We start from the raw sequence: 11,223 nt of genomic DNA on the forward strand, positions 1-11,223 counted from the left end.
GCAGCGACACGAACAGGGGAGGAGCGATGCGCCGATCTCGCGGGGTCGTGGCGGTCGCGCTGATCGCGGCCGCGGCCCTGGTCGCGGGGGTGGCGGTGTGGGTGCTGCGCGCCGACGAGGGCCCGCGCGACACCGCCGAACGCTTCCTGGCCGCCTGGGAACGCGGCGACCTGGACGCGATGCGGAGGCTGACCGCCGATCCGCCCGCCGACTTCCGCGAGCGGTTCGCCCGGATGCGCGACGACCTCGGCCTCGTCCGGCAGCGGTACCGGGTGACGGCGATCGGCGACCCGGAGGACGGCGCGGCGAGCGGCTCGTTCCGGGCGGAGCTGACGCTGGCGGGCGGCCGCGTCTGGACGTACACCGGGACGCTGCCGTTCACCAAGCGCGACGACGCCTGGCTCGTGGCGTGGTCGCCGCGGGTCGTCCACCCGATGCTGCGCGAGGGGCAGCGGTTGCGCGCCGCCCGGGTCTGGCCGGACCGGGCCGCCGTGCAGGCCGCCGACGGCAGCGACCTGGACGCCGTGCCGTCCGGCTCGGTGCAGCAGATCGTCGGCTCGCTCGGCAAGATCGACGCCAAGACCGCCCGCGAACTGGGCCCCCCGTACCGCGCGGGCGACCTGGCGGGCGTCGACGGCCTGCAGCGCCAGTACGAGAAGCGGCTGGCCGGCACCCCGGCGCTGGCCGTGCAGATCGTCGACGCCGACGGCGAGGCCGTGCGGACGCTGCACCGGTTCGGCGGCGCCCCCGGCACGCCGCTGCGCACCACCATCGACCCGAAGGCGCAGCGCGCCGCCAGCCGGGCCCTCGCCGACGTCGACAAGACCGCCTCGCTGGTGGCGGTGCGCGCCTCCACCGGCGAGATCCTGGCCGTGGCCAACAAGCCCGGCGGCTACAACCGGGCGCTGATGGGCCGCTACCCGCCCGGCTCGACGTTCAAGGTCGTCACCGCGGCCGCGCTGGTCGCCGACGGGCTGAGCGTCACCAGCCCGGTCGCCTGCCCGGCCACCACCGACGTCGGCGGCCGCACGTTCAAGAACTACCGGCACGAGGACTTCGGGACGGTGCCGTTCCGCGAGGCGTTCGCGCACTCGTGCAACACCACGTTCGCGCGGCTGGCCGTGGACCGGCTCGGGCCGCGGCGGCTCGCGCAGGTCGCCGAGCAGTTCGGGTTCAACGCGCCCATCATCGGCGGGCTGCCCGCGGTGCGCGCCTCCTTCCCGGCGGTCAAGGACGACACCGCGTTCGCCGCCGCCTCCTTCGGACAGGGCGAGGTGCTGACCAGCCCGCTCAACATGGCGAGCGTGGCGGCCGCCGCGGCGAGCGGCACCTGGCGCTCGCCGCGGCTGGTGGACGCGGCCCTGGCGTCCCAGGCGCTGGACGCGGGCGGCCGCCGGCCCGAGCCGGCGCACCGGCTGGAGCCGAAGGTGCGGACCGCGCTGCGCACCCTGATGCCCGCGGTGGTCAGCGAGGGCACCGCCAAGGACGTCGACTTCCCGCCGGGGACGGCGGGCAAGACCGGGACGGCCGAGTTCGGCTCCGGCGAGAACCCGCCGACCCACGCCTGGTTCATCGGCTACCGGGGCGACCTGGCCTTCGCGGTGATCGTCGAGGACGGCGGGACCGGCGCCGAGGCGGCCGCGCCCATCGCGGCGGCGTTCCTGCGCGCCGCCGCGTGACCCGTCGGGCGGCCTGTGATGCGACCCGTCACGCGACCCGTCACGCGACACGTCACGCGCTCCGCCGCGGGCCACGCGGCGGTGGCGAGCGCCAGCACGCCCAGCCCGGCCAGCGCGGCCGCCGCCCCGGCGGGCCCCGCGTCGAACAGACGGCCCACGACCAGGCCGCCGACGAACGCGACCACGCCCGACACGAACGCCATCACCCCGTAGTAGGCGCCGACCTGCGAAAGCGGGGCATGCCGCGTGACGTTCTGGAACACCGCGGGCTCCAGCAGCCCGTTCGCGAAGCCGTGCAGCACCGCCACGCCCATCAAGGCGCCCAGGGACGCGGCGCCCCGCTCCTCCAGGGGGATCAGCAGCAGGTACCCGGCGCCCGAGGAGGCCAGGCTCACGGGCAGCGCCCAGCCGCGTCCGGCGCGCACGACGCCGCGACGGCCGGTCGCCGCGCACCACGGCTGGACGGCGGCCGACACCGCCGCCGACACGCAGAAGTACAGCGTCGTGACCCCAGCCTCGAACCCCTTGAGCGGGACCACCGCCATCGCTTCGGTCGGCAGCAGCGTCGTGGGCGCGGCCAGCAAGGTGAACCGCAGATAGGCCCGGTCGCGCAGCACCGCCCGGCACGAACGCCACACCCCTGCCGGACGCGTGCCCGCCGCCCCGTCCGCGGGCGTGCGCGCGGGCCGCGGCAGCAGCGCGAACGTCGCGGCGGACGCCGCCCACGCCGCCGCGGCGGCGCCGCACAGCAGCCCGAATCCGCCCGCCAGGACGCCGAGCACGTCGTCCGCCAGCAGCATCAGCCCCACCGGAGGGCCGGCGACGGCCGCGACCTGCCCGGCCACGATGTAGGCGCCGAAGACGTGCGAACGGTGCCGCGTGCGCAGCCCGGCCATCAGCGAACGCGTCGCGGGTTGCAGCAGCGCGCCGCCCGTGCCCAGCAGCACGGCCGCGACGAACAGCCCGGGCAGGCCGCCCGCGACGCCGAGCGCGGCGAACCCCGCCGTCCGCAGCAGGCACGCGATGATCCCGGCCCGGGCCGCGCCGACGCGGTCGACGACCGGACCGGCCGGCAGGTACAGCGCGTACTGGACGCCGACGCGCACGCCCAGCACGAGCGCGATCGTCCCGGCGGCCAGCCCGGCGTCGTCGCGCAGGTGCGCCACGACGTGCGCCATCACCGCGTAGAACCCGAGCCCGGCCGCCAGGAAGCCGACCACGAGCACGACGACCGCCCGCCGGTCGCCGGAGGCGGACGGCGGGCGGTCGCAGGCGGAGACGGTCAAGACGTCGCGCCCAGGCCGCGGGCCAGGATGGACGCGGTCTGCGCGATGACACCGTCGTCGATCTCGGGGTGCCGGCCGTCGCGGTGGGTGTAGACCGCGAAGATCAGCGGCGCGCCGGACGGCCGCCAGGCGACCGCGATGTCACTGGCGGTGGCGTACGTGCCGCCGCCGGTCCCCGTCTTGTTGCCGACCGTCCAGTCGTCCGGCAGCCCGGCGCGGATGCGCGTGCCGCCGGTCGTGGTGGCCTTCAGCCATTCGTTCAGCTGCCGCCGGTCCTCGGGCACCAGCGCGTCGCCGGTGGTGAGCTTGGCGAGGTCGCGGGCCATGAACGCGGGCATGATGGTGTTGCTCTTCTGGCCGGGCTCCCATTCGTTGAGCTCGGGCTCGTAGGTGTCCAGCCGTCCGACCGGGTCGCCCAGCGACCGGTAGTACCGCGTCAGCCCCTTCGGCCCGCCGATCTGCTTGAGCAGCACGTTGGCGGCCCCGTTGTCGCTGACGGTGATGGTCGCGTGGCACAGCTCCGCCGTGGTCAGCCCGTTCTCGATGTTCTCCGGAAGGCTGGTGACCGGGGCGTGCCCCGCCTTCTTCGCCTCCTCCGCCGTCCAGTAATGCCTCCGCTCCATCAGGCCGGGATCGGCCGTGCGCGCCTTGTGCAGGATCGCGCCGCACAGGACGGCCTTGAAGGTGGAGTTGCTGGGGAAGCGCTCGTGCGTCCGGTGACCGACGGTCCGGCCGGTGCCGGTGTCGATGGCGAACGCCCCGATCCGCCCGTGGTAGGACGCCTCCAGCTCGCGCAGCCGCCGGGTGACCTCGGCCTGCCCGGTCGCCGCCGGCGTTTGCGCGGACGCGGCGCCGCGGACGGCCGCCCTGGTCTGCGCCTCGCCGTCGGTCGCGCCGCAGGCCGTCCCCCCGAAGACCAGGGACGCCGCCAGCGCCGCCGCGCCGAGCCGCCGCCATGGCCGTCGGCGGCGCTCGTCGTCGCGGTCCCTCTCGCCCATGCTCGGATCCCTCGCTCTGCTCTCGGTCGACGCTCTCGGTCGACGCTCTCGGTCAACAATGTCCGACGAGGGAAGAAGACCAGAAGCGGAGCGTCCGAGTCCAATATTGATATGGCCGCCGCAACGATCTAGAAATCGATATCGATGCCGGTCAAAGCCATTGATCGGCAGCCGGATGCGCACGAGATCTTTTTCTGGCCGGATGCCGCCCGCGCGGCCGGACGCCTGCCGCGGGACGCGGGGACGGTCAGCGGCGGGGCGGCGGGGCGGTCGAGGCGCGGACGACGAGCTCCCCGGGGAGGGAGCGCGGCCCGGGGCGGCGGCCGTCCAGCAGTTCCAGCAGCGCCGCCATGCCCTCGGCGCCGAGCCGCCGGGCGGGCAGCCGCACCGTCGTCAGCTCCGGCTCCAACGCGGTGGCCAGCACGTCGTCGTCGAACCCCGTGACCGACAGGTCGCCCGGGATGTCCAGGCCGCGCGCCCGCGCGGCCTTGTAGGCGCCCGCCGCCATCAGGTCGTCGTCGCACACCAGCACGGTGGGCCGGTCCGGAAGGTCCAGCAGCCGTCCGGCCGCCTCCTTGGCCGCGCCCGCGTCGATCGCCGCCGTCGTCCGGACGAGCGCGCCGCCCGGCAGCGCGTCCACGGCCGCGGCCAGCGCGCCGCCGCGCTCCCGGAACGTCCACTGGTCCACGGCGGCGGCTACGTGCCCGAAGCGGCGGTGCCCCAGCCCGCCCAGGTGCGCGACCAAGGCCCGCATGCCGTCGGCCACGGCGAAGTCGACGGTGGGCGCCGCGCCCGCCGGATCGTTGTCGAGCATCACCGCCGGGGTGTCGCTGAACTCCTCCAGCACGTCGGCGGCCAGCGCGGTGGCCAGCACGCCGTCGATGGCCTCCCGGGGCGAGGCGAAGGGGCCGGCGTGGCCGGGGGACCACGGGTCGCCGGGCCACGCCCCGTCCGGCCAGGGGTACACCACGACGCGGAAGCCGTGCCGCGCGGCGACCTCGGCGGCGCCGGTGTAGACGTCGCCGAAGAAGGGATTGCTGAGCGTCGGCACCACGAGCAGCACCGTGCGGGTCGTGCCGAGCCGCAGGTTCCGCGCGGCCAGGTTGGGACGGTAGCCGAGCCGCTCGGCCGCGCGCCGCACCGCGCCCGCGGTGGCGGGGGAGACGCGGCCGGGCCATTTCCCGCCCAGGACGAGAGAGACGGTCGACTGCGAGACCCCGGCCGCCTGGGCGACGTCCCTGCTGGTGGGGCGCCTGGTCGTGGGCACAGCGCCTCCTCGCCGTCGGCTTTCGGTCGGCCCGATCCGCCCGCCGCGGCGGACCGCAGTGGAAACAGGCTAGAGCGGACGCGGCGGGAAGTGGTACGTATGACCCTCACGTAATACGTATGACGAACCGGGAGTGGAATGCGCGCCTACGTCGGCCTCCTGCGGACGCCCTACGCCGCCCGCCTGCTCGGCGGAACCCTGCTGGGCCGCCTGCCGAACGGGATGGGCATGCTGGCGGTCGTCCTCCATGTGCGCGACGAGGGCGGCGGCTACCCGCTGGCGGGCACCCTCGCGGCGGTGTACGGCCTGTCCACGGCCGCCGGGCAGCCGGTGCTCGGCCGCGCCATGGACCGCTACGGCCAGCCCCGCGTGCTGCTGCCCGCCGCCCTGCTCGCCGCCGCCGGGTACGCGCTGCTGGCCGCCGTCGGCGCCGCGCCGCTGCCGGCCGCGGTCGCCGCGGTGGTCGTCGCGGGCTTCGCCACCCCGCCCCTGGAGGCCGGGCTGCGCGCCCTGTGGCCCGCCGTCCTGCCCGGCCCGGCGCAGGTGGAGGCCGCGTACGCGCTGGACGCCGCCGCCCAGGAGATCCTCTTCACGGTCGGGCCGCTGCTCGTGGTGGCCGCCGCCGCGGTCTCCACCGAGACCGCGCTGCTGCTCACCGGCGCGCTCGGCATCGCCGGGACCCTCGTCGTCACGCTGTCGCGGCCGTCCCGCCGCTGGCGCGGCGAGCCCCGGGCCGCCGACTGGGCGGGCCCGCTGCGCTCGACCGGCCTGCGGGTGCTGCTGCTCGCCCTGGCCTGCGCCGGCACCGCCCTCGGCGTGTACGCGGTGGCCGTGGTCGCCTACGCCGAACGCGAGGGCGACGCCGCCGCCTCCGGGCTGCTGCTCGCGGCGATGGCCGCCGGCGCCCTGGTCGGCGGCCTGGTGTACGGGGCCCGGCAGTGGCGGGGCGAGCAGCACCGGCGGCTGCCCTGGCTGATGGGCGCGCTCGCGGCCGGCTACCTGCCGCTGATGTGGGCGCCCGCGCTGCCGCTGATGACCGTGCTGGCCCTGCTCAGCGGCGTGTTCCTGGCGCCGATGCTCGCGTGCGCGTTCTCCGTCGTCGACCGGCTCGCCCCGACGGGCACCGTGACCGAGGCGTTCGCCTGGGTGGTGGCCGCGTTCGGCGTCGGCGGCTCGGCGGGCTCGGCCGTCGCCGGGGTCGGCCAGGACCTCGCCGGCGTCGCCGGCGCCTTCGCCGGGGCCGGCGTCGGCGGCCTGCTCGCGCTGACCTGCTGCCTGCTCGGCCGCCGGACGTTCGTCCCGCGCGCGTCCGGCGCCGCCCGGGCGACGACCGCCCGGGTCTGACCGATCGCCGGTCCCGCGGACGCCCCGCGCCGGGGCCTCAGATCCAGGATCTGAACCACACCCGGGCGTGCCACTCGTCGTACGGGATCACCTTGGCCGCCAGCACCGGGTAGAAGTACGCGAAGTTCGCCAGCACCACCAGCACGAACGCGCCCGCCACGGCGGCGCCGACCATGCGGCGCGTCTCCATGCGGGTCAGCACGCCGCCGATCCGGGCGGCCGCCTCCGCGTGGGCGACCCCCGCCGCCCCGTACACCCGGGGCAGGTGGCTCAGCGCGGCGGCGCGCGACGGCCGCGGCCCGATGAGCACGCCCAGCGTCAGCACGACCGCCAGCACCATGAACGGGATCATCGGGGTCGTGTAGAAGAGGAACATCGTGCGGTCGGCGAAGGCGTTGGGGAACCAGGTCACCCATCCGGCCAGGTAGCCCAGCAGGGCCGCCCCGGCCCGCCAGTCGCGCGCCACCAGCCACAGGCCCGCGGCCACCACCAGCGCGATCAGGCCGCCCCACCACAGCGCGGGGGTGCCGATGCCGAGGATCTCCCGCGAGCAGCGGACCGCCTCGCCGCAGGCGCCCTTCGGCTCGGTGTAGAAGAACGCCACCGGGCGGCGCAGGATCGGCCAGTCCCACGGCCACGACTGGTAGGGGTGCTTGGCGTCCAGGCCGTTGTGGAAGTTCCACATCTCGGCGTGGTAGTGCCACAGCTCCGGGAGGGCCTCGAACGGCCGCAGCAGCGGATTGGCGGCGACCTCGCCGCGCCCCCAGCCGCCCGGCCGGAAGATCCAGCCCCACCACGACGCCAGGTAGACGACCGCCGCGACCGCCACCAGCTGCACGAACGCGAGGGCGGACTCCAGCAGCAGCGCCCCGGCCAGCGGCCGCCGCACGCCCGCCGCGCGCCGGGCGCCGTAGTCCCAGAACACCGTCATGAGCCCGAACGCGGCGACGTAGAAGACGCCGGTCCACTTGGTGGCGCAGGCCATGCCCAGGCACAGCCCGGCCGCGATCCGCCACCCGTGGGCCAGGAACGGCCCGAACGGGGAGACCGCCTCCGCCCCGCCGCGCGCCTCGATCCGCTCGGCCAGCCGCCGGCGCGCCCGGAACCGGTCGTTCACCAGGCACGCGAACCCGGCCAGCACCCAGAACTGCACGAACACGTCGAGCAGCGCGGCCCGGCTGGTGACGAACTGCAGCCCGTCCAGCGCCAGCAGCAGCCCGGCGGCGCAGCCCAGCAGGGTCGAGCCGGTCATCCGGCGCGTCACCCGGCACAGCACGAGCACCGCCAGCGTGCCGAACAGCGCGGGCATGAACCGCCACCCGAACGGGGTGGCGCCGAACAGCCACTCCCCGACGGCGATCAGCCACTTGCCGCCGGGGGGATGCGCGACGAACGACGGCCCCTCCGCCCAGATGTGCGCGTCGGGATCGTTGATGAGGAGCTTGTCGGCGTCCTTGACGGTGCTGTGCTCCCAGCCGAACTTCAGCAGCGCGAGCGCGTCCTTGGCGTAGTACGTCTCGTCGAACACGACGGCCTTGGGGACGCTCAGCCGGTCGAACCGCAGGAAGGCGGCGAACGCGGTCACCAACAGCGGACCCAACCAGCCCAGCAGGGCGCTGCCGGGAACCGGCGGGGACAGCCGGTCGCGCAGGGTGGGCGTCCTCCGCGGTTCGTCGGCGGCCAGAGCCGGGGCCGAATCCGTCATCGCCATTCCGCCATGGTACGGGCGGGACGGTAACCCGATGACACCGTCGCAAACCCTCCGTGGCCGACGCGTCGTCCCGAGGGCGCCGCGCCGACGGGACAATGGGAGGGTGACGGGGAACGAGGCGGACGGCGCGACGGGCACCCTGCTGCTGGCCGCGGCGCCCATCGGACGGGTCGACGACGCGTCGCCGCGGCTGCGCGCCGCCCTGGCCGACGCGCAGATCATCGCGGCCGAGGACACCCGGCGGCTGCGCCGGCTCGCCGCCGACCTCGGCGTCGAGACCCGCGCCCGCGTGGTGTCGTACTACGACCAGAACGAGCGCGCCCGCGCCGCCGAGCTGCTCGCCGAGCTGCGGGCCGGACGCGACGTGCTGGTGATCACGGACGCGGGGCTGCCCGGCGTCTCCGACCCCGGCTACCGGCTGGTGCGCGCGGCGGTGGACGCGGGGGTGCCGGTCACGGTGCTGCCCGGCCCGTCCGCGGTGACCGCGGCCCTGGTGGTGTCGGGCCTGCCGACCGACCGGTTCTGCTTCGAGGGCTTCCCACCGCGCCGCCCCGGCGACCGGGCCCGGCGCCTGGCGGCGCTCGCCGAGGAGCCGCGCACCATGGTGTTCTTCGAGGCGCCGCACCGGCTGGCCGCCACGCTGGCGGCGATGGCCGAGGCGTTCGGCGCGGACCGGCCCGCCGCCGTCTGCCGCGAGCTCACCAAGACCTACGAGGAGGTGCGGCGCGGCACGCTCGGCGAACTGGCCGACTGGGCGGCGGGCGGCGTGCGCGGCGAGATCACCCTCGTCGTCGGCGGGGCGCCCGAGCCGGACGGCGCCGCCGAACCGGCCGACCTGGCCGCCGCGGTCGCCGCCCGCGAGGCCGCCGGCACGCCCCGCAAGCAGGCCATCGGCGAGGTCGCCCGGGCCGCCGGAGTGCCCCGGCGGGACGTCTACGACGCGGTCGTGGCCGCAAAGCGCGGCGCCGCCGACACGGCGGCGCCGCCCCGCCGCGGAAGCGGACACTGACCCTCTTTTGCGTGGTCGAAAGGCTGCGTTGGGGGGAATATCAGAGTCAGTGCGCCGCGGGACACGCCCGGGACGCGAGACGGCGTTCACCGGGGAGGTGGGGCCGGTGCGAGACACATGGGCCAGCCGCGAAAGCTGGGTCTACGAGTGCCTCAACTGCCTGACCACCTGGGCCGAGGAGTTCCAGGTGACCCATACCGCCGACGGCCACGGCGGCGAGGTGGTGGCGTACTCGCACGAAGGGTACCCGTGCACCACGCCCTGGGCCGACCACGTCTGCCCGAACTGCCGCTGCCAGAACGTCACGACGTTCCCCGCGACGCGCAGGCGCAGGCAGGCCGAAGCCCACCCCCAGGGCGCCGACGACCTGGAACTGGTGTTCCGCCTGCGCCGCCTGCACGCCTGGTAGCCCCGGCGCGTCACTTCGCGACGATCTCGGGGACCTTCTCCTCGATCAGCTCGGGGACGGGCCGCTCCTCGGCCTCGGCGCCGCGGCGCCGCAGCAGCCCCGCCATCCGCGCCCGCGCCTCGGGCGCGAACGCCATGCCCGCGGCCAGGCACGCCAGCGGCACGGCCGGCAGGACGTACCGGTAGTCGAACTCCGCCGTGGCGGCGGGCGCCAGCAGCAGCCCGGTCGCCAGCGTCCACGGCAGGAACGCCGCGCCGCCCAGCCGCCGCCACATCGCCGCCAGCCCGGCCAGACCGACCAGCAGCAGGACGCCCACCATGGTGCCGCGCAGGTAGAACACGTCCTGGTAGCCGCGGATCACGCCGGCGAACGGCTCGACCACCCGCGGCCGGGCGCGGCCGCGCTCATAGGCCACCGCCTCCTCGGCGGCCGTGGTGTCGTGGTCCATCCGCCAGTTCGGCAGCGCCGTGGACGTCTTGCCGAACTCGTACTGCTGGTAGGTGGCCTTGTCGGGGAAGACCGTGCGCTTCCACCGGAACACGCGGAAGAAGTCGTGCGCCACCACGCCCAGGTAGTCCAGCGGCTGCCCCAGGATCGCCCGCTTGGAGAAGGAGGCGGCGGTGGCGTTCTGCTCGGGGCTGAACCGCTGCCCCGGGTACCGGTTGAGCGGCGAGGCGGCGTTCCAGATGCCGTCCTGGGAGTTGGGCAGCCGGTTCTGCGGCTCGGTGCACAGCGGGATCTCCTGCACCGGCGGGTCGATCTTGTGGCAGTCCGCGAACTTGTAGACCCGCGCGTACAGGAAGATGCCGCTGCTCTCGGTGATGGCGAACTTGCCGTGTTCGACCTTGAACCAGCCCATGTAGGCCACCACCGGCAGCATGCAGGCCGCCAGCACCGCCGCCGTCAGCCGCCACCCGGTGCGCCGGACCACCAGGTACACCAGCACGCCGAGCAGCACGGGCATGCCCACCGAGCGGGTCAGCCACGCCAGCCCGACCAGCAGCCCCACCGCCACGGCGACCTTCGGGGCGGGCCGGTCCCGCCACAGCAGCAGCGTCACCGTGCACATCACCAGGAAGGTGAACAGCGTGTCCGACAGGACCAGGTGCTCGAGCTGGATGGTGTAGGCGTCCAGCAGCGGCGGCGCGGCGGCCAGCGCGGCGCCCCAGCCGGGCAGTCCGAAGCGGTGCCGCAGCAGGGCGTAGATCATCACGCCCATCGCCAGCCCCATCAGGTGCTGGACGGCGGCCACCAGCGCGAAGCTGTGCAGCGGCTTGAGCAGCAGCAGCAGGAAACCGTACCCGTCCGGCCGCAGCGGGTGCGGGTACGGCTTCATCGCCACGTGCAGGTAGTCGAAGCTGTCGTTGAAGAACAGGACCGGCTGGTAGCCGACCATCGCCACCGCGCGCAGCAGCGCCGCGACCGTCAGCAGGACGGCGAAGGCGGGGTGGCGCCGCGCCGACGCCCACACGGCCGAGGGGCGCAGGGCGCGCCCGGCCCGCAGCGCGCCGCGCGCCGCC

9 protein-coding genes are annotated in these 11,223 nt (G+C 75.5%); 4 read left to right on the forward strand and 5 right to left on the reverse strand.

What is annotated here, in order from left to right; all coding sequences use genetic code 11:
* Window positions 1-26: 26 nt before the first annotated feature.
* Window positions 27-1,679 (forward strand): penicillin-binding transpeptidase domain-containing protein, encoded by a 1,653-nt coding sequence (locus AR3_RS21300; RefSeq protein ID WP_067916164.1) that lies wholly within the window; start codon window positions 27-29, stop codon window positions 1,677-1,679.
* Here the strand turns inward: AR3_RS21300 and AR3_RS21305 are convergent.
* The 3 genes from AR3_RS21305 to AR3_RS21315 form a co-directional block, all read right to left on the reverse strand.
* Window positions 1,577-2,965, reverse strand: coding sequence for an MFS transporter (locus tag AR3_RS21305; RefSeq protein ID WP_067916166.1), 1,389 nt, complete (start codon window positions 2,963-2,965; stop codon window positions 1,577-1,579). The genes AR3_RS21300 and AR3_RS21305 overlap by 103 nt on opposite strands.
* Window positions 2,962-3,963, reverse strand: a complete 1,002-nt coding sequence (gene bla / locus AR3_RS21310) for a class A beta-lactamase (protein WP_067916168.1) — start codon at window positions 3,961-3,963, stop codon at window positions 2,962-2,964. The genes AR3_RS21305 and bla overlap by 4 nt, the downstream gene beginning before the upstream one ends.
* A gap of 247 nt (window positions 3,964-4,210) precedes the next feature.
* Window positions 4,211-5,230 carry a LacI family DNA-binding transcriptional regulator gene (locus tag AR3_RS21315; protein WP_067916170.1) on the reverse strand — a complete coding sequence of 340 codons (1,020 nt, stop codon included), beginning with the start codon at window positions 5,228-5,230 and terminating at the stop codon, window positions 4,211-4,213.
* 138 nt (window positions 5,231-5,368) lie between these two features.
* Between AR3_RS21315 and AR3_RS21320 the strand changes: the two genes are divergently transcribed.
* Window positions 5,369-6,574 carry an MFS transporter gene (locus AR3_RS21320; protein WP_067916172.1) on the forward strand — a complete coding sequence of 402 codons (1,206 nt, stop codon included), beginning with the start codon at window positions 5,369-5,371 and terminating at the stop codon, window positions 6,572-6,574.
* A 37-nt stretch (window positions 6,575-6,611) separates the two neighbouring features.
* On the opposite strand, the gene AR3_RS21325 is transcribed toward AR3_RS21320, so the two are convergent.
* Window positions 6,612-8,285, reverse strand: coding sequence for a dolichyl-phosphate-mannose--protein mannosyltransferase (locus AR3_RS21325; protein WP_174545469.1), 1,674 nt, complete (start codon window positions 8,283-8,285; stop codon window positions 6,612-6,614).
* Window positions 8,286-8,388: 103 nt separating this feature from the next.
* Between AR3_RS21325 and rsmI the strand changes: the two genes are divergently transcribed.
* Together rsmI and AR3_RS21335 are read left to right on the forward strand one after the other, a co-directional pair.
* Window positions 8,389-9,294 carry a 16S rRNA (cytidine(1402)-2'-O)-methyltransferase gene (gene rsmI, locus AR3_RS21330; protein ID WP_067916176.1) on the forward strand — a complete coding sequence of 302 codons (906 nt, stop codon included), beginning with the start codon at window positions 8,389-8,391 and terminating at the stop codon, window positions 9,292-9,294.
* 106 nt (window positions 9,295-9,400) lie between these two features.
* On the forward strand, window positions 9,401-9,703 hold the full coding sequence (locus tag AR3_RS21335; protein ID WP_106258151.1) for a hypothetical protein: 303 nt from the start codon (window positions 9,401-9,403) through the stop codon (window positions 9,701-9,703).
* Between the two features lie 10 nt (window positions 9,704-9,713).
* On the opposite strand, the gene AR3_RS31200 is transcribed toward AR3_RS21335, so the two are convergent.
* The coding region (locus tag AR3_RS31200) for a hypothetical protein (protein WP_390099298.1) at window positions 9,714-11,223 on the reverse strand (1,510 nt) is incomplete at its 5' end.

This window comes from Actinomadura rubrobrunea NBRC 15275, from assembly GCF_001552235.1.
Taxonomy (GTDB): domain Bacteria; phylum Actinomycetota; class Actinomycetes; order Streptosporangiales; family Streptosporangiaceae; genus Spirillospora; species Spirillospora viridilutea.